The following is a 22,088-nucleotide window of genomic DNA, read 5'->3' on the forward strand; positions in this document are numbered from 1 at the left end:
CCCCGTGGTCGTACTTTCCTCACCATAGGAGGAAGGGGAGAGGCCGCAGCAGTTACGAATGTCATGAACCTCCGGACACGTATGTCAGATCAGAGGGGCGGGTCCGCGCTACGCCGGGCGGCGGCCCCGGGCCGCGGCCGCCTCGCTGCCGCAGGCGTAGGCGAGGGCGTCGATCAGCTCCTCGGCGTCCGGCAGCCACCGGTTCGCCGGGGTGGGCTTGCGGGCCCACTGCACCGGGCCCCTGCCGCCGTAGCGGGTCGGCGGCGCCGCCACGTACTCGCCCTCGCCGCGCGTGGTCAGGTCGATGGCGTGCGGCAGCCAGCCGAGCTTGCGCACCAGGTCCGGGACCTTCGTGCCGGCACCCGGCAGCACGAAGAACAGCATCCGGTGGTCGGGGGTGAGGGTGACCGGGCCGAGCGTGCGCTGCATCCGCTCCAGCCGGGCCAGCGCGAGGAAGCCGGCGGAGTCCGGCACGTCCAGGACGTCGAAGGTGCGGCCCGTGGGCAACAGGATCGACGCGCCCGGGTGCTTGCCCCAGATCCGCCGCACACCGACGGCGCTGCCCGAGGCCAGGGAGCGCCAGTCCTTCACGGCCGGGTGGGCCCCGGGCGCCGGGCAGTCGGCGACCCCGCAGGAGCACAGTTCCCGGCCGTCGCCGAACTCCAGCCACGTACCGGCGAAGACGTCCCAGTGCCGCTCTTCCACGTACCGCACGGCATGGTCGAGCAGCAGCTCGCCGCGCTGCTGGGGGATGGGTGCGGTCTCCGTGACTCCGATGGTCTCTTCCACGCCCAGCACAACTCCCGGGGTCACAGGGGGTTACGGGGATAAACGCGCCGGTCGGCGCTGCATCGATCCTGCACGCGGGGCGCACGGGTGCATGCGCGGGGGCGCGCGGGAGGCCGGGGCGCGGCCGATGGGTAACGACACGTCGCAGAGAGGAAGATTCTCCGCACTTCAGGCGGGAAGTGATCATTCCAACGATCACCCGCGTCTCAGGGGGTTTTCATGGCAGCCAGGCCTCTCGTCGCCCGCCAGCCCAACGAACGGCTGCAGGCGCTCATCCAGGAAGCCGGGTGCTCCAATGCCGGGCTCGCCCGGCGCGTCAACATGTGCGGGGCCGAGCACGGCCTCGATCTCCGCTACGACAAGACCTCCGTGGCCCGCTGGCTGCGCGGCCAGCAGCCGCGCGGCCGGGCGCCCGGCATCATCGCCGAGGCGCTGGGGCGCAAACTCGGCCGGACCGTCACCATCGACGAGATCGGCATGGCCAACGGCAAGAACCTCGCCTCCGGGGTCGGCCTGCAGTTCTCCCCGACCGTCGTCGGCGCCATCGAGCAGGTCTGCGAGCTGTGGCGCAGCGACGTCGGCCGCCGCGACTTCCTCTCCGGGTCGAGCGTGGCCGCCTCCGCGCTCGTCGAGCCCAGCCGCGACTGGCTGATCACCGGGGCCGACCCGCAGGTGGCGCGCAACGGCGGCTCGCGCGTCGGGATGTCCGACGTGGAGGCCGTCCGGGCCACCACCGGGGCGCTGACCGACCTCGACCACCGCTTCGGCAGCGGGCACGTCCGTCCCGTCGTCGTGCACTACCTCAACTCCGTGGTCTCCGGGCTGATCGGCGGCTCGTACCGGGAACCGGTCGGGCGGGCCCTGTTCGCGGCGGTGGCGCGGCTCACCGAACTCGCCGGGTACATGGCGGTGGACACGGGCCAGCCGGGCCTCGCCCAGCGCTACTACATCCAGGCGCTGCGCCTGGCACAGGCGGCGGGCGACCGCGCCTACGGGGGCTACGTCCTGGCCGCGTCGATGAGCCACCTCGCGGCCGAACTGGGCAACCCGAGAGAGATCGCGCAGCTGGCGCGGGCCGCGCAGGAGGGCACGCGCGGACAGGTCACCCCGAGGGTCGAGGCGATGTTCTACGCGGCCGAGGCGCGCGGGCACGCGCTGCTCGGCGACGCCCGCTCCGCGGCGGTGCTGTCGGGCCGGGCGGTCACGGCGCTGGAGCGGGCCGAGCCGGAGTCGGGCGACGACCCGGTGTGGATCCGCCACTTCGACCAGGCCTACCTGGCGGACGAGCTCGCGCACTGCCACCGCGACCTCGGCCAGGCCGATGCGGCGGGCCGGCGGGCGGAGGAGGCGCTGCGGGGGCTCCCTGTGACGAAGGCCCGCCGACGGGCGATCGGCCTGCTGCTGCTGGCCGCGGCGCAGGTGCAGCAGCGGGAGGTGGAGCAGGCCTGCCAGACCGCCGCGAAGGCCGCTGACCTGCTGGGATCCCTGCGCTCGCGGCGGGGCGCGGAGTACCTGGAGGACTTCCGGACGCGGCTGGAACCGTACCGGGACGAAGCGGCGGTGAGGGAGTTCGGAGCGAGGCTGGAGGTCCAGGTGGCCTGACGTCGACACGCCGGGACCGGGTAGCGTGACCCGACGGCTGCGCGGGTTCCCCCACGGAGCGCGGACGTCGGAGAAGGCGAGAGGGAGTCCCGGTGACGGAGAACGGACAAGGGGGCGTCCCCCAGCCCGGGACGCCGCAGGCCGGGCAGGCGTGGGCCGCGCCCGCGTACGGGTTCCCGCCCGCGCAGGACCCGCAGGGCGCGGCGCAGCAGCAGGTGTACGGGCAGCAGGGCGGGCCGGTGCAGCCCGCCTACGTCCCGCCGCCGGAGCCCGGCGGCCCGGCGTACGGCTACCCGCAGGCGGGTCATGTCGCCGGCCCCGGATACGAGGGGCCGGGCGCCCCGCACGGCTACGGCTACCCGCCGCTGCCGGGCGCTCCGGCGGGGCAGGCGGCGGACGCGGCCGCGCCGTACGAGGCCACCCAGTACATGCCGCAGGTGGGCGGCGGCGGTCCCGCGGCTCCGTTCGCCCCTCCGGTTCCGGGGGGTCCGGGCGGGCCCGGCGCCATGATGGCCGGGGCCGAGACGCAGGCCGTGCCGCAGGTGGGCGGCGGCGCGCCGCCGTACGTGCCGCCGGTGCAGGCGGGCCCGGCCGCGCAGATGGCGGACGCGGCCACGCAGTACGTGCCGCAGGTGGGCGCCGGCGGCCCCGCGGCTCCGTTCGCCCCGGCCGTCGTGCCCGGCGTGATGATGGCCGGGGCCGAGACACAGGTCGTCCCGTCACTGGCGCCCGCGCCGGGCACCGATGCCGCCACCCAGTACATCCCTCCCGTTCCCGCGGGTGGTGCGGCGGATGCGGCGACGCAGTACATCCCGCCGGTGCCGGCCGGTGGTGCGGCGGATGCGGCGACGCAGTACATCCCTCCCGTTCCGGCGGGCGGCGCGGCGGACGCGGCCGCGCAGTACGTCCCGCCGGTGCCGGGCGGTGGGACGGGTGAGGACGCCACGCAGTACATCCCTCCCGTTCCGGCGGGCGGTGTGGCGGACGCGGCGACGCAGTACATCCCGCCGGTGCCGGCCGGTCCGGCCGGGGGTGTGGACGAGGCCGCGACGCAGTACATACCGCCCGTCCCCGCGGGGCCCGGCCCGGCCGGTCCGGCCGGCGGGGCCGAGGGGTTCGACGGGCTCTTCCGGGACGGCGGCGCCGACCCGGGGGCCGGGCACACCCAGCAGCTGCCGCCCGTCGCGGAGCCGGTGGCGCGGCGGACGCCGCCGCCCGCGCCGCCGCAGCGGCGCGGTCCGCGCCGGCCCCCGGCGCAGGCCGCCGCCCCGCAGCAGCAGTTCCAGGCCCCGCCCCCACCCCCGCCGGCGCCCGCGCCCGCGCGCCGGATCCCGCCCGCGGTGATCGCCGCCGCGGTCTTCGGGCTGGCCGTGGCCGGGCTCGGGGTGGGCGCCCTGCTCAGCGACGGCAAGGCGCAGAACAACGACCCCGTCTCGGTGCCCCCGGCGGCCGGCGGCTCCGCGGCCGCCGACGCCCCGGGCGGGTCCGCGCCGGTGGACCCGGCGCGCCCGCAGGCCGTCCAGCTCGACAACCTGCTCGCCGACGCCAACGACAGCCGCACCGCGGTGATCAAGGCCGTGGACGACATCAAGGACTGCAAGAACCTCGGCCAGGCGGCCCAGGACCTGCGCGACGCGGCCCGGCAGCGCGAGGAGCTGGTCACCCGCCTCCAGGACCTCAAGACGGACCTGCTCCCCAACCACGCCCGCCTCACGGCCGCGCTCACCAAGGCGTGGAAGGCCTCGGGGGACGCGGACAACAGCTACGCGGCCTGGGCGGACGACGCGGGCCACGACAAGGGCGGCTGCAAGGACGGCAAGGCCAAGCCGACCGACGACGCCGCCGACGGCAACAAGTCGAGCGCCGAGGCCACCAAGGCGAAGGAGTCGGCGGCGATCATGTGGAACACGATCGCCGCCAAGTACGGGCTCACCCGGCGCGACAAGACCCAGCTGTAGCGGGGTCAGGCCGAGCGCGGGGCCGATTCCAGGGTCGCGGTCATGTCCACGTCCTGCTCGCCGAGCTGTGCGACGAGTCGGCCCTGCTGGACGACCTGGAAGCTGACCCGGCCGTTCACCAGCCGCGGGAAGCCGGCCACCGCCCGCATGTCCTGGTAGCGCCAGCTCAGTTCCGGGGTGAGGTTGCCGGTCGAGATGCCCGAGGTCTGGTTGAGCATCCGGGCCAGCTTGCGGGGCGTGACCTCCTCGTCGGCCTTGAACTTCTGGACGACCTGGTTGAGGACCGTGTACGCGATCCAGGTGGTCTGGGCCCCGCTGTCGTCGGCCTCGACGGTGTCGTCGCCGAAGGCCTGGTCGCTGATCACCTTGCGCATCGGCGCCCACAGCGGGTCCGTCGACACCGGGTACCAGCTGGTGACGTAGGCGCCCTCGAAGGGGCTCTCCTTGCCGCCGGTGCGGTCGACCAGGGCCTGGCTGACGCTGCCGAGGACGGAGGAGATCTGCGGGTTGCGGTGGAGGGTGGAGTCGGCGCGGCGGAAGGCGTCGAAGAAGGTCTCGGTGCGCTCGCCGAGCACGGCCGTGACGCAGCTCTTGGACGACGTACCCCGGGCGGCGGTGGTGCCGGCGGCAGCCGGGGTGCCGGGGCTCGCGGTGGCCTTGGACGTGCCGTCGCCCTTGGCGGCGGGCGCCGGGCTCGCCGTCTCCTTCGTACCGCCACCGCCCCCGCCCGTGCCGCCCCCGCCCGTGCCGCCCCCGCCCGGACCGGCGTCGGCCAGGGCCTCGCGGGCCTGGGGCATCAGGTCCGCGGCGTCCTCGGCGGCCCGGATGTCGGAGGCCTCCGGCGTGCCACTGGCCTTCAGCCCCGCGTTCAGCAGCACCGGCAGGGTGTCCCCGGCGAGGGTGTCCGGGCGGACCAGGGACACCTGGGAGCAGGCCTTGCCGAGCTGGTGGCCGGCGCCGGCGAGCAGCGCGGGCTGGCCGCCGTTGACGGGATAGGACAGGGTGCTCTGGAACTCCTCCGGGGAGACCCCGTAGCCGCCGATGAAGGGGATGCCCTCGGCCTCCAGCGGGGCCATGAAGGCGCGCCCGTACTGGCTGTACGAGCCGACGACGGCCACCACCTTCTTCGTGATGGCCTCGCGGGCGCAGTCGGCCGCGCCGGTCGCGGTGTTCTTCTCGTTGCAGGTCAGGACGCGCAGCTTGCGGCCCTTGATGCCACCGTTGGCGTTGATCCAGCGTTCGTACGCCTTGGCCATGCCGGGCATGCCGGGCATGTTGGTGGCCTTGGTTCCCATGGGAGCGAAGGTCATGACCGTGAGGGTGTCCCCGGAGCCCCCCGAGCTCCCGGGGATCACCCCACACGCCGTGGTGAGACACGCACCCGTCGCTGCGGCAAGGAGCAGGCGGGACAGGGCGGTAGCGCGTCGGTTTTTGGTCATGTCCCACGACCATTCCGCCACAGGGGTAACTGGGTGCTGAGGTGTACACAACATCCGGTGACGCCCGGGTGAACGCCCGGGGGCGGGGTGGGGATAGGTGCGTCAAGATCGCATTTGTGGGGAACGTACGATCGAAAGCGTGACATTCGCCCAAGGTTCGAAGAACTCTTCCCGCCGCGGCGGCCGCTCCTCCACCATGGGCGGCATGCCCCTCAACGACATGCCGTGGTGGCGCTGGCGCAGCAACGTGCGCTCCGCGCTGCACATGCTCTCCGACCCCGCGTTCCAGGAGGAGGTCTGGCTCGCCGGCGTCGAAGGGTACGGGGACGTCACCGACGCCGTGTACCGCCTCGTCGAGGACACCTGGCTCGACAGCTGGTCCGCCGACAAGTACATAGGCACGATCTTCCGCGACGCGCAGGAGGCCGCCCTGGTCGACCTCGCGGTGCTGCGGGTCCTGCGGATCCTGCACCAGGTCGGCCCCGACGCCCCCGTGACCGCCTACCTCCACGACCCCGCCTGGCCCGAAGCCGTGCGGGCGTCGCGCGAGGCGCACGTACGGATGTCGACCGCCGACGGGGAGGACCCCGACGAGCCGCCCACCTCGGTGGAAGTGCTGAAAATCCTCACGCGCGCGGTGTGAAAGGCTATGGGGTCATGAGCGACCCGCAGCCCGGGGCCCGGCCCCTGCCCCAGTACGTCCTGACCGTCTCCTGCCCCGACAAGCAGGGCATCGTCCACGCCGTGTCGAGTTACCTCTTCATGACCGGCTGCAACATCGTGGACAGCCAGCAGTTCGGAGACCGGGAGACCGGGCTCTTCTTCATGCGGGTGCACTTCGAGGCGGAGCCGGAGGTCACGCTGGACAAGCTGCGCGCCAGCTTCGCGGCGATCGGCGACAGCTTCCGGATGGACTGGCAGATCCACCGCTCCGACGAGCGCATGCGGATCGTGCTGATGGTCTCGAAGTTCGGCCACTGCCTGAACGACCTGCTGTTCCGGGCGAGCATCGGCGCGCTGCCGGTGGAGATCGCGGCCGTGGTCTCGAACCACACCGACTTCGCCGAGCTGGTCGGCTCGTACGACATCCCCTTCGTGCACATCCCGGTGACGAAGGACACCAAGGCGGCCGCCGAGGCGCAGCTGCTGGAGCTGGTGCGCGCGGAGAACGTCGAGCTCGTCGTCCTGGCCCGCTACATGCAGGTGCTGTCGGACACCCTGTGCAAGGAGCTGAGCGGGCGCATCATCAACATCCACCACTCCTTCCTGCCGAGCTTCAAGGGCGCGAAGCCCTACCACCAGGCCCACGCGCGCGGTGTGAAGCTGATCGGCGCGACCGCGCACTACGTGACGGCCGACCTCGACGAGGGGCCGATCATCGAGCAGGAGGTCGAGCGCGTCGGGCACGAGGTCACGCCGGACCAGCTCGTCGCGGTCGGGCGCGACGTGGAGTGCCAGGCGCTGGCGCGTGCCGTGAAGTGGCACAGCGAGCACCGGGTGCTGCTGAACGGCTCCCGCACCGTCGTCTTCGCGTAGCCGGGCCGGGCGGGGCGGCGCCGCACGGCCCCGCCCCGCCCTTCCGGCACGGGCGCTACGCGTCCGGGTCGACGCCGCAGTAGGCGGCGAAGGCGGTGAGGATCTCGGGCTCCTCGATGCGGCCGTCGCCGTCCGCGTCCAGGGCCGCGGCCACCTGGGCCGCCAGGTCCGGGGCGGTGCCCAGGACGCGCAGGACGCGGGCCGCCGTCCGCGGGGTCGCGCCCGAGCCGTCCTCGTCCGCCACCGCGACCACCGCCGCCAGGAACGGCCGGGCGATCTCCGCGAACCGCTGCGGGTTGTCCCGCAGCCGCTTCGCCGCCCCGGTGACGAACTCCTCGCGGGACACCCGCTGGTCCCCGTCCACGTCCGCGATGCCGGCCATGCCCTGCCAGAAGGCCTCGGCGCCGGCGAACAGGGCCTGGCCGCGGTCCGAGCGTGCGGTCACACCGAATTCGGCCAGTACGGCCCGGGCGGCCGTACTGAAGTCCTCGCGATCGATGTAGCCGGATCCGTCCTGGTCGAAGGTGGCGAATCGGGAGGCGATCTTGCGCTCGTACTCTGCGCTGTCCATATGCGGCGTTCCGCCTTCACATGTGCGATGGGGTGCACTTGAGGTGCAGATCAAGACAGGCAGGAGCGTAAGCCCTCGATGGCCTGCGCGTTAAGCGGAGCGGTCGACGAGGTGGCCGCATCGAACCCGCGCACGGGGAGCGCGGCGGGGCGCGTACGCGTGTGCGCAGCGGGGACGGCGGATCCGGGTAGCACGCGGGTCGCGCTCGCGGGGGAGGTTCCCCCAAAACAGGCGCGCTCCAGCCGGTGGCGACTACATTTGACGGGTCGACACACGGCTGGAGGCACCATGGCGAAGGACGTTCCACCGCGCTGGGACCGCCGCATGCAGCAGCGTCTCGCCCGCGGTGAGGCCGCTGCCCTCGGCGAGCTCTACGACCGTTTCGCCTCGCTCGTGCACAGCCTCGCCCACCGGGTGCTCGGGGACGAGAAGGCCGCGGACCGCATCACCCGCGAGGTCTTCGGCTACATCTGGGAGAACCCCGACGCCTACGACCCCAAGCAGGGCTCCATGCGCTCCTGGGTCGCCCGGATCACCCAGGGCCAGGCCGTCGCCCGGCTGCGCCAGGCCGAACTGGGCCGGGGCTCGCGCGAGGAACTCGAACAGAAGGTGCGCAGCGCCAACGCCGCCGCCCGCGCCGACTACATCGTCACCTCCATGCCCGCGCCGCTGCGGGCCGCCCTGGAACTCGCGTACTTCAAGCGCCGCGACTACCGGCAGGCCGCCGCCGACCTGCAGATCAGCGAGGACGAGGCGCGGCGCCGGCTGCGGCTCGGGCTCCAGCTGCTGTCGACCGCCAACGTCCTCCCGAGGGAGGACACCGCCCCGCCCGGATACGGCCCACGCGGATACGGAACCACCCGATGACCGGACCCACCGATGACACCCCCGACGACGCGTACGAGCCCCCGGCGGGCGCTTCCACGCGGATACCGGGTCCCCGCGCGGCCGGTGACGACCTCGAACCGCCCGAAGTCCTGCCGGCCGCGCCGCCCACGCACGCCGTACTGAAGTCCCTGCTCGGGGCCTGGGCGCTGGCCGCCTGCTCCGCCGAGGAGACCCAGGCCGTCGAGGACCACCTCACCGAGTGCGCGCCCTGCGCCGAGGAGGCCCTGCGGCTGCGCGACGCGGTCGGGCTGCTGCACCCGGAGGAGAGCCTCGACCTCAAGCCGCTGCTGCGCTCGCGGGTGCTGGAGGACTGCCTGGGCAAGCGCCCGGCGCGCATCCCCGTACCCGTGTGGGCGACCCCGTACGACACCGAGACCGCACGGCTCGACGCCCTGCTGCGGGACTTCGGGGAGTCGGAGTGGGACACCCCGGTGCGGCTCAAGTGGTTCGAGGAGGAGCGCCGGCGCAGCCACCGCACCACGGTGGCGGGCGTGATCGGACACCTGCTCACGGTCGACGGGCTGGTGGCCACCGCGCTGGGCCTGGACGACCCGCTCGGCCCGCAGGCACCGGCGGCCGGTCCCACGGGCCGCACCGAGCACTTCTGGAACTCCGCCGCCCCGGCGGGCCGGAAGGTCCGCGAACCCTGGCGGGAGCAGGGGCACACCCTGGTCCGCACCGTCTCCTTCGCGGGCCGGGGCGTGGCCGAGCTGGCCGTGGACTACGGGGGCTTCGCGCTGCCGCTCGGCGACGCGTTCCTGGAGCGGGCCTTCGAGTGCTGGGTGCACGCCTGGGACATCGCGGAGGCGGTGGACTACCCGTACGAGCCGCCGTCCGGCCCGCACCTGCACCGCATGATCGACCTCGCGGCCCGGCTGCTGCCCGAAGCCCTGGCCGGCCGCCGCCGCGCGGGCCTGGCGGCCCCGGCCCGCGGGCTGGTCGCGGCGGGGGCTCCGGGGCGCACCCTGCACCTGGAGATCGAGGGCGCGGGCGGGGGCGGCTGGGACATCGCCCTGGACTCCCCGGCGGCGAAACCCTCGCGGGAGCACACGGTGGCGGAGGTCGCGCTGGACGGCCTGGAGTTCTGCCAGCTGGCCGCCGGCCACATCTCCCCGGAGGAGGCGGCGGTCGGCCAGACCGGCGACCGCGAGGCGATCCGCGACGTCCTGTTCGCGGCGGCCTCGCTGAGCCGGCTGTAGGGACGCGCGCACCCGTGCGCGGCTCCGGGGGTCCGGAGCCGCGCACGGGTGCGGGAGGGCCGTGGGGGCCGCTCAGTCGCGGGTGACCAGCATCTGGGCGGCACCGTCGGGCGTGCCGGTCAGGCTGACCTTGCGGGCGCCCTGGCCGGTGGACCTCCAGCCCTGCCAGGTGCCGTCGGCCTTGCGGATGTCGTGCCAGGCCTTGCCGTCGGTGCCGACCGCGAGGAGCTGGGCGTCGCCGTTGGGCAGACCGGTGATGGCGAGGCTGCTCGCGGAGAAGGTCGGGGCGCCGTTGGCCCCGTCCATGCGGCTCCAGCCCTGCCAGGTGCCGTCGGCCTTGCGGATGTTGTGCCAGGTGTTGCCGTCGGTGCCGACGGCCAGGAGCTGGGCGTCGCCGTTGGGCAGGGCGGCGATGGCGATGCTGCTCGCGGCGAAGGTGGGCGCGCCGTTCGCGCCGTCCGTGGCGTACCAGCCCTGCCAGGTGCCGTCGGTCTTGCGGACGTTGTGGTAGACGTTCCCGTCCATGCCGACGATCAGCGACTGCACGGATCCGTCGGGCATGCCGGTCGCGGCGACCTTCTTGGCCTGCCAGTCCCCGAGCCGGCTCCAGCCCTGCCAGCTGCCGTCCTTGAAGCGGACGTTGTGGTAGATCCCGCCGTTGTTGCCGATGGCCATGGTCTGGGCGTCGCCGTTCGGCATGCCGGCGATCGACATGCCCTGCGCGGCGAAGGCCGGCGCGCCGTTGGCCCCGTCCACGCGGTTCCAGCCCTGCCAGGTGCCGTCCGGGTAGCGGGCCGTGTGGTACAGGTTGCCGTCCTTGCCGGTGGCCAGCGTCTGGGTCGAGCCGTCCGGCGTGGACGTGATGGACTCCTCGGAGGCGTTGAAGAAGGCCGCGCCGTCGGCGCCGTTCAGGGGCTGGAAGGAGGCCCAGCCGCCGGAGGCGTCACGGATGGCGTGGTACAGGTCGCCGCCCTGGCTCACAGGGACGGTGGGGGTCTCGCTCAGACCGGCCGGGCCGACGAAGGCCAGGGCGCGGCCCGCGCCGACGGGGCTGGAGTTCGTCTTCCAGTTGAACCACTCGCGGAAGCGCACGCCGCCGCTCTCGTTGCCGCCGACGGTCTGGATGCTGTCGCCGCTGACCGCGACGACGATGTTGACGTGGTCGGCGTCCCCGTCGTTCAGGCTGCCGTCCCTGTCGTAGAGGACCGCGTCGCCGACCTGCGGCGTGCCGTGCAGGGTGCCCTTGTTCTTGCCGTACTGGTAGATGCTGACGGCTGCCGCGCTGATGCCGGAGGTGTTCGCGCCGGCCTTGTTCCACACCCAGCGGGTGAACTCGGCGCACCAGGCGCCGGGGTACTGGCAGTTGTAGTCGCCGCAGGTGCCCCCGACCTGGCCGCGGGCGATCGAGGCGACGGTCTGGGACTCGGCGTGCGCCGTGACCGCGGGCAGCGCCGTGGCCAGCAGCGGCGCGGCGACGGAGGCGGTCAGGGCGGAAGCGAGCAGGCGGGAGTTGCGGCGCGAGGACATGCGGGATCTCCAGGAGGGCGCGGTGGCCCGGGGCGTCGGGCGCGCGGACGTGTGGTGGCGCCGCGGAGAGCCGCGGGCGGGCCCGTTCGGGGGCCGGAAGGGGTGGGGCTGCGCACCGTGGTGCCGGTGGGACGGCTGCCCTGCAGGAACAGCGGTCGGCGGACGGCGGCGGAAGGGGTGGTGCGGTGGATCAGCCGGCGAGTTGCGGGCTCAGGCGGTAGGCGCGGCCCGCGCCGGTGCCGAGCACGGAGACGAGGAGGTCGTACGCCTTCTCGTGGGCCCGGTCCTCGTTCTCGGCGCGGACGAAGAGGGCCACGCTCAGGCCCGTGGGCAGCGGGCGCACCCGGACGTGTTCGAGGGCGTGCTCCGGGCCCGCGTGGGCCCACAGGGCGTCCTGGAGGAGGCTCGCCCCGTTCTCCGTACCCGGTGCCCCGGTGTGGCTGAGGAGGGGCAGCCGGACGAGGAGCATGACGGTCAGTCCCAGCTGATGACGCCAGCGCGGGCGGCGCAGGCGTGGATGCGGTGGAGCGGAGCGGTTTTCGGCATGGCGGTGCCCCCTGACGGCTGGTGCTGGTGGACCCGGAAGACGGACGTCCGGGCGTCGGGGGCGAGTCCCGCCCCTGCGGCCCCGGCTTCGGGTTCCTTTCCCGCCGCCGTTCCGGTGATCACCATCCTGCTGCCCGCGCAAGCCGCGCGGAAGGGGATCCGCCCGGCACCAAGAGGTCAGTCACCTTGGTGACAGCGGCCCCGCGGGGTCAGGAATAGCGCTCGCGCAGGCGGTACTTGAGGACCTTGCGCAGGGCGTCGTTGCGCGGCAGGGCGTCGACCAGCTCCAGCTGTTCGGGGAGCTTGTACGGGGACAGGCCCTGGGAGCGGAGGTAGGCCGTCACCTGGGGGAGGGTCAGCGGGGCCGCGCCCGCCGGCTGCTCGACCACGGCGCAGACGCGTTCGCCGCGCTCCTCGTCCGGGAGGCCGATGACGGCGACGTCGCCGACCGCGGGGAGCTGGTGGAGGAGGTCCTCGATCTCCTTCGCCGAGATGTTCTCCCCCTTGCGGATGATCACGTCCTTGCTGCGTCCGGTGAGGACCAGGTGGCCGGAGGGGGTGAGGTGGCCGAGGTCGCCGGTGATCAGGTAGCCGTCGGCGTCGAAGACCCCCGCGGTGTCCTTCCGGCCGAGGTAGCCCTGGCAGACCGCCTCGCCGCGCAGCCGGACCTCGCCGTCCGTGCCGGCGGGCAGCGGGGTGCCGTCGGGGGCGGTGATGCGGATGGACATGCCCTGCGGGGGGCGGCCCTCGGTGGTGGCGAGGTTCTCGGGGGTGTCGTCCGGGGAGCCCATGGTGATCATCGGTACCTCGGTCATGCCGTACCCGTGGGTGAGCTGGCAGCCCAGCTCGCGCACCACCGCGTGGTAGACCTCCGGCGGCTTGGGGGCGCCGCCGCCCGCGAGCAGGCGCAGGCTCGGGATGAGGGGCTCGGCGGGGTCCTTGCGCTGTTCGGCGAGGAACATGGAGTAGAACGCGGTGGAGCCGCCGGCGATGGTGACCCCGTGGCGGCGGTAGCCGTCCAGGGCGCCGGGCATCGCGAACTTCTCGAAGAGGACGGCGGGGAACCCGTACAGCAGCAGCATCACCGTGTAGTCGGGGCCGGCTATGTGGGCGTACGGGAAGGCCATCGAGCCGACGTCGGACGGGGTCAGGCACAGGGCGTGGGCGAGGCAGGAGCCGCCCGCGATCAGGGAGCGGTCGGTGTGCAGGACGCCCTTGGGGTCGGAGGTGGTGCCGGAGGTCCAGTAGATCCAGCGGACGGAGGTCCCGTCGGAGGGCGGCGGGGGCAGGACGGCCGGGTCGCCGTCGGGGAGGTCCGCGTACGCCTCGAACACGCCGCGCGCGCCGAGGCGGGCGGCCATCGCGGTGTGGTCGAAGCCGCGCCAGGTGCCGGGGACGGCGAAGTGCTCGGCCCCGGACTCGCGCAGGGCGAAGGCGACCTCGCGGTCGCGGTAGAAGGGGATCACGGGCGACTGGACGGCCCCGAGGCGGGCGAGGGCGGCCGACAGCAGGACGGTCTCGATGCGGGTCGGGAGCTGCCAGGCGACGACGGTGCCGGGGCGCACGCCCCTGCCGTACAGGCCGGCGGCGACGCGTTCGGCGCGGTCGCGCAGGGCGCCGAAGGTGAGGGTGCGGTCGGCGGCGGGGTCCTCGGCGGCCTCGATGAGCACCGGGGCGTCGGGGGTGAGGGCGGCGCGGCGGGCGATCAGCTCCCAGAGGGTGCGGGAGCGGCCCAGTGCGGTGGCGGCCGCCTTCGCCGCGTCGTGCGTCGCCGTGCCGTCCGTCGCCGTGCCGTCCGTCGTCGTCATCGCGGACCTCCCCTGGGCGTGCCGGCCCGAGGCCAGCTGACGGTTAGTCAGATCAAGGGCAGAGCGTAAGGCGCCGGCGCTTGTCGGTCCAGGGGTGGCGGGGCTAGCTTGTTTCTGACGATCCATCAGATTGGGGAGCGCGCACATGGCACTGGAACTGCCTCGGATCATCAGCGTCGACGACCACGTGATCGAGCCCGCCCACCTGTTCGACGTGTGGCTGCCCGCGAAGTACCGCGACCGCGGTCCCAAGTCCCTCACCGCCGGCATCGGCGAGCTGGAGTACACCGGCGGCAAGTACGTGATCTCCATGGACCCCGACGGCCCGCCGACCGACTGGTGGATCTACGAGGACCTGAAGTTCCCGTACAAGCGCAACATCGCCGCCGTCGGCTTCGACCGCGACGACATGACGCTGGAGGGCATCACCCGCGAGGAGATGCGCCGCGGCTGCTGGGACCCCAAGGCCCGGCTCCTCGACATGGACCTCAACCACGTCGAGGCCTCCCTCTGCTTCCCCACCTTCCCCCGCTTCTGCGGGCAGACCTTCGCCGAGGCCCACGACAAGGAAGTCGCCCTCGCCTGCGTGCGCGCCTACAACGACTGGATGGTCGAGGAGTGGTGCGGCGACAGCGGCGGCCGGCTGATCCCGCTGTGCATCATCCCGCTGTGGGACATCGACCTCGCCGTCGCCGAGATCCGCCGCAACGCCGCCCGCGGCGTGCGCGCCGTGACCTTCTCCGAGATCCCCACACACCTGGGTCTGCCGTCCATCCACTCCGGCTACTGGGACCCCTTCTTCGCCGTCTGCCAGGAGACCGGCACGGTCGTCAACATGCACATCGGGTCCTCGTCGCAGATGCCCGCCGCCTCCCCCGACGCCCCGCCCGCCGTCCAGGCCTCGCTGAGCTTCAACAACGCCATGGCCTCGATGATGGACTTCCTCTTCAGCGGGGTCCTGGTGAGGTTCCCGGCGCTGAAGCTCGCCTACAGCGAGGGGCAGATGGGCTGGATCCCGTACGCCCTGGAACGCGCCGACGACGTCTGGCGGGAGCACCGCGCCTGGGGCGGGGTCCGCGGCCTGATCCCCGAGCCGCCGTCCACGTACTACTACCGGCAGATCTACTGCTGCTTCTTCCGCGACAAGCACGGCATCGCCTCGCTGGACGTCGTCGGCCGCGACAACGCCACCTTCGAGACCGACTACCCGCACGTGGACTCGACCTTCCCGCACACCAAGGAGGTCGCCCTCGACCACGTGGCGGGCCTGGACGACGAGACCGTGTACAAGCTGATGCGCGGCAACGCCATCCGCATGCTCGGCCTGACCCCCGACGAGGCCCGCTGATGGACCTGGCCCACTCGGAGGAGGAACGGGAGTTCCGGGCCCGGCTGCGGGAATGGCTCGCCAAGGCGCTGCCCGAACTGCCGCCCAGGCCCTCGCCGGACGACTGGCCCGGCCGCCGCGCCTACGACCTGGGCTGGCAGCGCCGGCTGTACGACGCCGGGTACGCGGGCCTGCACTGGCCCGTGGACGCCGGCGGGCGCGGCGCCACCCCGACCCAGCACCTGGTCTTCCTGGAGGAGACCGAGCGCGCCGGCGCCCCTTACGTCGGCGCGAACTTCGTCGGCCTGCTGCACGCCGGACCGACGATCGCCGCCGAAGGCACCGCGGAGCAGCGGGCGCGCTGGCTGCCGCCCGTGCTGCGCGGGGACGAGGTGTGGTGCCAGGGATTCAGCGAGCCCGGCGCCGGCTCCGACCTGGCGGCGCTGCGCACGCGGGCGGTGCGCGACGGTGACGCGTACGTGGTCACCGGCTCCAAGATCTGGACCTCGCACGCGGAGGTCGCCGACTGGTGCGAGCTGCTGGTGCGCACCGACCCGGCCGCGCCCCGGCACCGGGGGATCTCCTGGCTGGCCATGCCGATGGACGCGCCCGGGGTCACGGTCCGGCCGCTGCGCACCCTCGCCGGATCGGCCGAGTTCGCGGAGGTGTTCCTGGACGAGGTGCGGGTTCCGGTGGCGAACCGGGTCGGCGCCGAGAACGACGGCTGGCGGGTCACGATGGTGACCCTCTCCTTCGAGCGGGGCACCGCCTTCGTCGGCGAGGTCGTCGCCTGCCGGCGGACGCTGCGCGCGCTGGCGCGGGCGGCGAAGGCCAACGGCCGCTGGGACGACCCCGTGCTGCGGCGCCGGCTGGGCCGCCTCCACGGGGAGTTCGGCGCGCTGTGGCGGCTCACGCAGTGGAACGTCAGCGAGGCTCAGGGCCCGGGCGGGGTCCCCGGCGTCGGGGGCAGCGTCTTCAAGCTGGCGTACTCGCACGCGCGCCAGGAGCTGTACGACGCGGCGGCGGAGGTGCTGGGGGCCGGCGCCCTGTCCCTGGAGGAGGAGTGGACGGCGGAGCGGCTCTCGTCGCTCTCGTACACGATCGCGGCGGGGACCTCGCAGATCCAGCGGAACATCGTCGCCGAGCGGATCCTCGGCCTGCCGAAGGGGCGGTGAGCGGTCGTGGACTTCCGGCTGACGGAGGACCAGCGGGCCCTGCGGGCGGGCGTCCGCGACCTGCTCGCGGGGCGGTACGGCCGGGAGGCGCTGCGGGAGTCGGTGTCCGGCGGCACGTCCGTGGACCGGGGGCTGTGGCGGGAGCTGGGCGGGGCGGGGTTCTTCGCGCTGCGGCTCCCCGAGTCCGAGGGAGGGGTCGGGCTGGGCCTGCCGGAGGCGGTGCTCGTCTTCGAGGAGGCCGGGCGGGCCCTGCTGCCCGGGCCGCTGGTGGCGACGCACCTGGCGGCCGGCGCGGTCCCGGGGGCGGCTTCGGGCTCGGCGGTGGTGACGGCGTTCGACCTGGGCGGGCCGCTGGTGGCGCACCTGGGGGAGGCGGACGCGGTGCTCGGGCTGGAGGGGCCGCCGCCCGCCGGCGAGGCGGTCCGCTCGGTGGACCCGCTGACCCCGCTGTGGCGGTCCGCCGGGGTGCCGCCCGCCGGGTTCCGGGAGGAGGGGGCGCTGCTGACGGCGGCGCTCCAACTGGGCAGCGCGCTGCGGACGGTGGAGCTCGCGGTGCGGTACGCCGGGGAGCGCGAGCAGTTCGGGCGGCCGATCGGGGGCTTCCAGGCGGTCAAGCACCTGTGCGCGGGGATGCTGGTGCGCGCCGAGGTGGCCCGTACGGCGGTGTACGCGGCGGCGGTGACGGGTGACGCGGCCGAGATCGCGGCGGCGAAGCTCCTCGCCGACGAGGCGGCGGTGCGCGGCGCGCGGGACTGCCTCCAGGTCCACGGCGGGATGGGCTTCACCTGGGAGGCGGACGTGCACCTGCACCTGAAGCGGGCCTGGGTGCGGGCGGAGCAGTGGCGCACGGCGGCGGAGGCCGAGGAGCTCCTGGCGTCCCGCCTGGGGGAGGAGGCGGAGGAGGATCCCCGGGGGCCGAGGGCATAGCAGGCTGTTACGGAAGGGGCACGGGACGAACGACGCGGGACTCATGTCCGATTACAGAGAGTTGATATCGGTTTGTGTCCTGCGCCCTCCCCGATACGGCCCGGAGGCGGGGGCGTGCCACGGTACGCTCCCACGATGCGAGTGGTTGAGCGGCACGAGCGGCATGGGCGTCGCACAGTATGCACCACGCCTACTCCTTCGCGATGGAATATGCCCGAAGCGCTTGTTGTGGTGACTGTATGTCAACCATGCTGCTCGACAAGGGGATCACGGTCGGTGATCCCGCCCTGTCGCGAGGCGAAGTGTCCGCCGGTTCGGATGGTGTGAGCGGTGCAGGTGCTTCAGGTACAGCTGGAGGTAGGACCGGACCCCGCCGAGGTCGGCCGGGCGCGCCGGTGGGCGCGTTCCCGGCTGGCGGGGTCGGGGATAGGGGACGACGAACCGCTCGCGGAGACGCTGATCCTGCTGATCTCCGAGCTGGTCACGAACGCGGTCGTGCACACGGGCTGTCCGGCCGTGCTGCGGATGCTCCTCGGGGGGCCGGGCGTACGGGTGGAGGTCGCCGACGCGAGCGACCGCGCCCCGGCCCGCCGGCAGGCCGGGGGCGACGACACGGGCGGGCGCGGCCTGGAGCTGGTGGACGGCCTCGCGGACCGGTGGGGCTGGCAGCGCGAGGGAGCGGGCAAGCGCATCTGGTGCGAGATCGACCGCGCGGCGGAGCAGGATCCGGCGGCCCCGGCGGGTTCTCCGAAAAAAGTGGTGCTGAAGCGGGAACCACGCGTGTACCTCTAACGAGGTGTTGACGGTTCGTCACGGGTTGATCACCCTGGTGGTGAGCGATTCGTCGCGAGGGGACGCCAAGGGTCCTGTGCCTTGACGAGTGCGGGTCGTGGGGTGGCGGCTGCCGTGCCGCGCTCGGGGCGTGCACGACCGCATGCCGCCACCCGCAGGTCGGTCCGCCACATCACCACCACGGCCGACCTGCCGGCCCTGGAACCCGCCCGCGGCGCCATGCGCGGGGGCGCGTCCTCAGGAAGCGGGGGACGACCGGATCCGGCGCGGTGCGATGACGCGCACGGTGGCGCCGCGGGAGCGGAGCCAGGATTCCAGGGCGGCGCCGGACAGGGGGTGGGGGCCGGAGGGCGTGGTCAGGGTGGCGGGGCCGGTGAGGGTGCCGGTCAGGCCCGCGACGAGCGTGGTGTCGTCCAGGGCCACTTCGAAGGTGTTCTCGCCGAGTCGTGCGCCGGTGAGGTCCGCGCCGCGGAAGTCGGCGTGCAGGAGGGTCGCGCCCAGGAGGCCGGCGCCGCGCAGGGTGGCTCCGCGTGCGTCGGCGCCGTAGAGGTCCGCCCGGGTGAAGTCGGCGCCGTCCAGGGCCGTGCCGCGCAGGACGGCCCCGTCCAGGTCGGCCCGTACGAAGCAGGCGCCCGTGGCGTCGGCGCCGGTGAGGTCGGCGCCCTGGAGGTGGCTGCGGTGGAAGTCGGTGCCGGTGAGGCGGGCGCCGGTCAGGCGGGTGCCGCAGAAGAGGGAGCCGGAGAAGTCCGCCCCGGCCACGTCGGCGCCGCTGAGGTCGAGGGAGGAGAGGTCGACTCCGCCGGGCCTGCCCTCGGCGCCCTCCTCGACCCACTTCCACAGCCAGTGCGCCGCCTCCGGGTCGACGGGCAGCAGTACGCGCCAGGGCAGGACGGCCGGGCGGCGGTGGCGGTACCAGGAGGTGGCCGACGGGTCGGCGCCGAGTTCCTCGCCGGCGTCGTCGACCGTCAGCTCGCGGAAGCGGGCGTCGAGGGTGGCGAGGGCGCTGCGCACGGGTCCGGGGAGGGCGGGCAGGGCGGCTTCCAGGCGGTCGCGGGCCTCCAGGTCCTCGAGGTACATGTCGGCGCCGTACCAGCGTGTGGGGGGCCAGCCGGCGGCCATGCGGGAGACCAGCGCCTCCCAGGGGTGCAGGAGTGCGCGGTGCGCGCCGAGGGCGTCCGCGAGGGGGGTGCGGGGCGGCAGGCCGTGGACGACGGCGGGCAGTCCTTCCACCTCGGCCTCGGGGAAGGCGGGAAGCCCGGCCTGGACGGCGTACACGCGGAACCAGGGCTGGTCCTTCGCGACGTCGAGGTCCTCGATGGCCGCGTAGGTGGCCCGGCCCTGTGGAAGGAGCACCTTGCGGATCCACGGCTCCCTGCCCCACTCGACCAGCACCGGCGTCCCCGATTCCCGTGCCAGGGCGGCGGCGAGCTCCTCGGGGGCGGGGGGTGCGGTGACGGCCGGGGTGGCGTAGACGTTCAGCATCCCGCGCAGGTCGCCGGCGCGGAGGATCTCGTACTCGCAGGTGACCAGGGCGGTGTCCCAGTTCCGGCCGTCGACCGTCCCGTCCGGGGCCACGTCCACCCGCGCCGCGGGCACCCCGAACCCCTGGGCGAGGGCCCGGGTGAGGGTGTCCGCGTCGGGTGCCGCGGCCGTGAGGAACCCGTACGCCGTCCCGTTCATCGCCGCCGCTCCGTCGTCATCCGTCCAGGGTGTCAGCCTCGGGGCGCCGGCCCGTACCGGTTTTCGATGCCCGCGACGACCAGGGCGAGGCCCTCCTCGAAGCCCGCGTCGTAGTCCTGGAAGAGGTCGGCTCCGGCGCCGGCGGCGAGGGGGTAGTCGGCGAGGCGTTCGGCCCGCTCGGCGACGTCGAAGCCTTCGCGGCGCTCGCCGGGGAGGGGTTCGACGCCCTGTTCCTCCGTGACGAAGCCGAGGGTGAAGAAGTACGCCGTGGTCGTGGCGCGGACGGCCTGCGGGAGCGTGAAGCCGGCTTCGGTGAGGGCGCGGAGGTTCGCCTCCATCCCGGCCGCGTGCTCGGTGCCGGTGAAGCGGGAGCCGCTGAAGACCTTCGCGCCGTCGCGGTAGCGGAGCAGGGCGGCGCGCAGGCCGCGGTTGGCGGTCAGGAGGCGGTCCTGCCAGGAGAGGCCGGGGGCGAGCGGGGAGTCCGCCGTCATCCGCCGGTACATCTCCGTGGCCATCTCGTCGAGCAGTTCCTGCTTGTTCTTGAAGTGCCAGTAGAGGGCGGGCGCCTGGACGTCCAGCTCCTTGGCGATCGCGCGCAGGCTCAGGCCGTCGAGGCCGACCTCGTTCAGGAGGCGCAGGGAGGTGTCGACCGCCTGCTCCTTGTCCAGTTTCGGAGATCTGCGCATAGCCACGCTTGACAGTTTAACAGCGTTAAGTGCATGGTTCGGCAGTCGGAACTTAACACCGTTAAGGAGAGTGGCCGTCATGGGAGCGAACGTGGACGTGGACGTCGACGTACTGGTCGTCGGGGCCGGGGCCGCCGGGCTGGCGCTCGGGGTCGACCTCGCGCGGCGGGGCGTACGGGCCCTGGTCGTGGAGCGGGCCGACGGGCTGTTCCCCGGGTCGCGCGGCAAGGGGATCCAGCCGCGGACGATGGAGGTCTTCGACGATCTGGGCGTCGCCGGGGCCGTACGGGCCGCGGGCGGCCCGTACCCGGCCCGGATGATCTGGCAGGACGGGAAGCGGCTCGGCGAGCAGGCGATGTGGGACGAGACGCGGCCGCAGGAGGGCTCGCCGTTCCACGAGCCCTGGATGGTGCCGCAGTGGCGGACCCAGGAGGTCCTCTTCGCCCGCCTCACCGAGCTGGGCGGGCGGGTCGCCTTCGGGCGGGAGCTGGTCGGGATCACGCAGGACGGGGAGGGGGTGACGGCCGGGTTCGCCGACGGCGCCCCCGTCCGGGCCCGGTACGCGGTCGCCGCCGACGGCGGGCGGTCCACGGTGCGGCGGCTGCTCGGGATCGGGATGACCGGCGAGACCGTCGACCCGGACCCGGTCCTGGTGGCCGACGTGCGCATCACCGGCCTCGACCGCGACCACTGGCACGTCTTCCCGCCCGCGGGCGGCGAGGGCTTCCTCGCCCTCTGCCCGCTCGCCGGGACCGAGGACTTCCAGCTCAGCGCCCAGACGACGCAGGGCGGCCCGGCGATCGACCTCTCCCTGGAGGGGCTGCGGTCCCTGATCGCCACCCGGTCGCACCTGGACCCGGGTGATCTGACGGAGGTCCGCTGGGCCTCCGACTTCCGGCCGCGGGCGGCGCTGGCCGACCGGTTCCGGGCGGGGCGGGTCCTCATCGCCGGGGACGCCGCGCACGTCCACTCGCCCGCCGGCGGGCAGGGGCTCAACACCGGCGTGCAGGACGCGTACAACCTGGGCTGGAAGCTGGCCGCGGTGCTGAGCGGCGCCGCGCCGGAGGCGCTGCTCGGCACGTACGAGGAGGAGCGGCGTCCCGTCGCCGCCGAGGTGCTCGGCCTGTCCACCCGGATCCACCGCGGCGAGGCCCGCCGCGGCGCGGCCACGCGGCAGCTGGGCCTCGGCTACCGCGGCTCCTCCCTGGCGGTGGAGACCCGCACGGCCCTGCCCGCCGAGGCCCTGCGCGCCGGCGACCGGGCCCCGGACGGGGCGTGGGGGGAAGCGCGGCTCTTCGACGCCTTCCGGGGGCCGCACTGGACCCTGCTGGTGGTGGGAGAAGCCCCCGCGGCGCAGCTGCCGGGCGTACGGACGGTACGGATCCCGTCGTACGGGGCCTACGGCGACGGGGTGTTCCTCGTCCGCCCCGACGGCTACGTGGGCTGGGCCGGCCCGACGGCGGAGGGCCTCGCCCCGTACGCGGCCGGTGCCGGGGTCGGTGTCGGCTGAGGGGCCAGCAGGGTCTTGGTGCGGCGGTGCGGGGCCGGTGGTCGCGGTCGGTTTCCGGGGGTGGGGGAGGGGGCCGCGATCGCGCCGACGAGTCCGGCCGCCTTGAGCTCGTCGAGTTGGCTCAGGCC

19 protein-coding genes are annotated in these 22,088 nt (G+C 74.0%); 11 read left to right on the top strand and 8 right to left on the bottom strand.

All coding sequences use genetic code 11. From position 1 onward, the window contains the following. Window positions 1–108: 108 nt before the first annotated feature. A complete protein-coding gene (locus tag ACIRBY_RS22170; protein ID WP_403902709.1) occupies window positions 109–789 on the bottom strand; it encodes a bifunctional DNA primase/polymerase in 681 nt (226 codons plus the stop codon). Between the two features lie 219 nt (window positions 790–1,008). Between ACIRBY_RS22170 and ACIRBY_RS22175 the strand changes: the two genes are divergently transcribed. Together ACIRBY_RS22175 and ACIRBY_RS22180 are read left to right on the top strand one after the other, a co-directional pair. Continuing rightward, entirely contained in the window at window positions 1,009–2,391 is a 1,383-nt protein-coding gene (locus ACIRBY_RS22175; RefSeq protein WP_403902711.1) for a transcriptional regulator, read from the top strand. Window positions 2,392–2,483: 92 nt separating this feature from the next. Continuing rightward, window positions 2,484–4,349 carry a hypothetical protein gene (locus ACIRBY_RS22180; RefSeq protein WP_403902713.1) on the top strand — a complete coding sequence of 622 codons (1,866 nt, stop codon included), beginning with the start codon at window positions 2,484–2,486 and terminating at the stop codon, window positions 4,347–4,349. 5 nt (window positions 4,350–4,354) lie between these two features. Here ACIRBY_RS22180 and ACIRBY_RS22185 read toward each other — a convergent pair whose 3' ends face one another. Next, window positions 4,355–5,788 carry an ABC transporter substrate-binding protein gene (locus tag ACIRBY_RS22185; protein ID WP_403902715.1) on the bottom strand — a complete coding sequence of 478 codons (1,434 nt, stop codon included), beginning with the start codon at window positions 5,786–5,788 and terminating at the stop codon, window positions 4,355–4,357. Window positions 5,789–5,984: 196 nt separating this feature from the next. Here ACIRBY_RS22185 and ACIRBY_RS22190 point away from each other — a divergent pair, with 196 nt between their 5' ends. Continuing rightward, on the top strand, window positions 5,985–6,431 hold the full coding sequence (locus ACIRBY_RS22190; protein ID WP_403902910.1) for a hypothetical protein: 447 nt from the start codon (window positions 5,985–5,987) through the stop codon (window positions 6,429–6,431). Window positions 6,432–6,445: 14 nt separating this feature from the next. Next, the gene (gene purU, locus ACIRBY_RS22195; protein ID WP_403902718.1) at window positions 6,446–7,324 is read left to right on the top strand and encodes a formyltetrahydrofolate deformylase; all 879 of its coding nucleotides are present in this window, start codon (window positions 6,446–6,448) and stop codon (window positions 7,322–7,324) included. 55 nt (window positions 7,325–7,379) lie between these two features. Here the strand turns inward: purU and ACIRBY_RS22200 are convergent, their stop codons facing one another. Beyond that, window positions 7,380–7,895 carry an EF-hand domain-containing protein gene (locus tag ACIRBY_RS22200; protein ID WP_403902720.1) on the bottom strand — a complete coding sequence of 172 codons (516 nt, stop codon included), beginning with the start codon at window positions 7,893–7,895 and terminating at the stop codon, window positions 7,380–7,382. A gap of 288 nt (window positions 7,896–8,183) precedes the next feature. On the opposite strand from ACIRBY_RS22200, the gene ACIRBY_RS22205 reads away from it, so the two are divergent. Both ACIRBY_RS22205 and ACIRBY_RS22210 read left to right on the top strand, forming a co-directional pair. Next, a complete protein-coding gene (locus ACIRBY_RS22205) occupies window positions 8,184–8,762 on the top strand; it encodes a sigma-70 family RNA polymerase sigma factor (protein ID WP_042816979.1) in 579 nt (192 codons plus the stop codon). Then, window positions 8,759–9,982 carry a maleylpyruvate isomerase N-terminal domain-containing protein gene (locus tag ACIRBY_RS22210; RefSeq protein ID WP_403902723.1) on the top strand — a complete coding sequence of 408 codons (1,224 nt, stop codon included), beginning with the start codon at window positions 8,759–8,761 and terminating at the stop codon, window positions 9,980–9,982. Before ACIRBY_RS22205 ends, ACIRBY_RS22210 begins: the two co-directional genes overlap by 4 nt. Before the next feature lie 72 nt (window positions 9,983–10,054). On the opposite strand, the gene ACIRBY_RS22215 is transcribed toward ACIRBY_RS22210, so the two are convergent. The 3 genes from ACIRBY_RS22215 to ACIRBY_RS22225 form a co-directional block, all read right to left on the bottom strand. Then, window positions 10,055–11,509: a CHAP domain-containing protein gene (locus ACIRBY_RS22215; RefSeq protein ID WP_403902725.1), complete on the bottom strand. Its 1,455-nt coding sequence runs from the start codon at window positions 11,507–11,509 to the stop codon at window positions 10,055–10,057. A gap of 190 nt (window positions 11,510–11,699) precedes the next feature. Continuing rightward, window positions 11,700–11,978 carry a hypothetical protein gene (locus tag ACIRBY_RS22220; protein ID WP_403902727.1) on the bottom strand — a complete coding sequence of 93 codons (279 nt, stop codon included), beginning with the start codon at window positions 11,976–11,978 and terminating at the stop codon, window positions 11,700–11,702. Between the two features lie 286 nt (window positions 11,979–12,264). Next, window positions 12,265–13,863: an AMP-binding protein gene (locus ACIRBY_RS22225; RefSeq protein ID WP_403902730.1), complete on the bottom strand. Its 1,599-nt coding sequence runs from the start codon at window positions 13,861–13,863 to the stop codon at window positions 12,265–12,267. Window positions 13,864–14,008: 145 nt separating this feature from the next. Here ACIRBY_RS22225 and ACIRBY_RS22230 point away from each other — a divergent pair, with 145 nt between their 5' ends. The 4 genes from ACIRBY_RS22230 (at window position 14,009) to ACIRBY_RS22245 (ending at window position 18,084) form a co-directional block, all read left to right on the top strand. Further along, complete coding sequence (locus ACIRBY_RS22230) at window positions 14,009–15,211, top strand: amidohydrolase family protein (RefSeq protein WP_403902733.1); 1,203 nt, start codon at window positions 14,009–14,011, stop codon at window positions 15,209–15,211. Continuing rightward, complete coding sequence (locus tag ACIRBY_RS22235) at window positions 15,211–16,365, top strand: acyl-CoA dehydrogenase family protein (RefSeq protein ID WP_403902736.1); 1,155 nt, start codon at window positions 15,211–15,213, stop codon at window positions 16,363–16,365. The genes ACIRBY_RS22230 and ACIRBY_RS22235 overlap by 1 nt, the downstream gene beginning before the upstream one ends. A 6-nt stretch (window positions 16,366–16,371) precedes the next feature. Continuing rightward, entirely contained in the window at window positions 16,372–17,292 is a 921-nt protein-coding gene (locus ACIRBY_RS22240) for an acyl-CoA dehydrogenase family protein (protein ID WP_403902738.1), read from the top strand. Window positions 17,293–17,622: 330 nt separating this feature from the next. Next, the gene (locus tag ACIRBY_RS22245; protein WP_403902740.1) at window positions 17,623–18,084 is read left to right on the top strand and encodes an ATP-binding protein; all 462 of its coding nucleotides are present in this window, start codon (window positions 17,623–17,625) and stop codon (window positions 18,082–18,084) included. 237 nt (window positions 18,085–18,321) lie between these two features. On the opposite strand, the gene ACIRBY_RS22250 is transcribed toward ACIRBY_RS22245, so the two are convergent. Both ACIRBY_RS22250 and ACIRBY_RS22255 read right to left on the bottom strand, forming a co-directional pair. Beyond that, a complete protein-coding gene (locus ACIRBY_RS22250) occupies window positions 18,322–19,764 on the bottom strand; it encodes a pentapeptide repeat-containing protein (protein WP_403902742.1) in 1,443 nt (480 codons plus the stop codon). 32 nt (window positions 19,765–19,796) lie between these two features. Beyond that, the gene (locus ACIRBY_RS22255; protein ID WP_403902913.1) at window positions 19,797–20,450 is read right to left on the bottom strand and encodes a TetR/AcrR family transcriptional regulator C-terminal domain-containing protein; all 654 of its coding nucleotides are present in this window, start codon (window positions 20,448–20,450) and stop codon (window positions 19,797–19,799) included. A 79-nt stretch (window positions 20,451–20,529) separates the two neighbouring features. Between ACIRBY_RS22255 and ACIRBY_RS22260 the strand changes: the two genes are divergently transcribed. Then, window positions 20,530–21,960, top strand: a complete 1,431-nt coding sequence (locus tag ACIRBY_RS22260; protein ID WP_403902745.1) for an FAD-dependent monooxygenase — start codon at window positions 20,530–20,532, stop codon at window positions 21,958–21,960. Window positions 21,961–22,088: the final 128 nt, after the last annotated feature.

The organism is Streptomyces sp. NPDC096136 (assembly GCF_044763325.1).
In the GTDB taxonomy this organism is placed as follows: Bacteria; Actinomycetota; Actinomycetes; order Streptomycetales; family Streptomycetaceae; genus Streptomyces.

What these genes read in the sequence shown, in the direction of transcription:
- ACIRBY_RS22175 (WP_403902711.1), top strand. Translation starts at nt 1,009, where the DNA reads ATGGCAGCCAGGCCTCTCGTCGCCCGCCAGCCCAACGAACGGCTGCAG.
- purU (WP_403902718.1), top strand. Translation starts at nt 6,446, where the DNA reads ATGAGCGACCCGCAGCCCGGGGCCCGGCCCCTGCCCCAGTACGTCCTG.
- ACIRBY_RS22250 (WP_403902742.1), bottom strand. Translation starts at nt 19,764, where the DNA reads ATGAACGGGACGGCGTACGGGTTCCTCACGGCCGCGGCACCCGACGCG.
- ACIRBY_RS22215 (WP_403902725.1), bottom strand. Translation starts at nt 11,509, where the DNA reads ATGTCCTCGCGCCGCAACTCCCGCCTGCTCGCTTCCGCCCTGACCGCC.
- ACIRBY_RS22210 (WP_403902723.1), top strand. Translation starts at nt 8,759, where the DNA reads ATGACCGGACCCACCGATGACACCCCCGACGACGCGTACGAGCCCCCG.
- ACIRBY_RS22235 (WP_403902736.1), top strand. Translation starts at nt 15,211, where the DNA reads ATGGACCTGGCCCACTCGGAGGAGGAACGGGAGTTCCGGGCCCGGCTG.
- ACIRBY_RS22190 (WP_403902910.1), top strand. Translation starts at nt 5,985, where the DNA reads ATGGGCGGCATGCCCCTCAACGACATGCCGTGGTGGCGCTGGCGCAGC.
- ACIRBY_RS22260 (WP_403902745.1), top strand. Translation starts at nt 20,530, where the DNA reads ATGGGAGCGAACGTGGACGTGGACGTCGACGTACTGGTCGTCGGGGCC.
- ACIRBY_RS22185 (WP_403902715.1), bottom strand. Translation starts at nt 5,788, where the DNA reads ATGACCAAAAACCGACGCGCTACCGCCCTGTCCCGCCTGCTCCTTGCC.
- ACIRBY_RS22225 (WP_403902730.1), bottom strand. Translation starts at nt 13,863, where the DNA reads ATGACGACGACGGACGGCACGGCGACGGACGGCACGGCGACGCACGAC.
- ACIRBY_RS22230 (WP_403902733.1), top strand. Translation starts at nt 14,009, where the DNA reads ATGGCACTGGAACTGCCTCGGATCATCAGCGTCGACGACCACGTGATC.
- ACIRBY_RS22255 (WP_403902913.1), bottom strand. Translation starts at nt 20,450, where the DNA reads ATGCGCAGATCTCCGAAACTGGACAAGGAGCAGGCGGTCGACACCTCC.
- ACIRBY_RS22220 (WP_403902727.1), bottom strand. Translation starts at nt 11,978, where the DNA reads ATGCTCCTCGTCCGGCTGCCCCTCCTCAGCCACACCGGGGCACCGGGT.
- ACIRBY_RS22200 (WP_403902720.1), bottom strand. Translation starts at nt 7,895, where the DNA reads ATGGACAGCGCAGAGTACGAGCGCAAGATCGCCTCCCGATTCGCCACC.
- ACIRBY_RS22205 (WP_042816979.1), top strand. Translation starts at nt 8,184, where the DNA reads ATGGCGAAGGACGTTCCACCGCGCTGGGACCGCCGCATGCAGCAGCGT.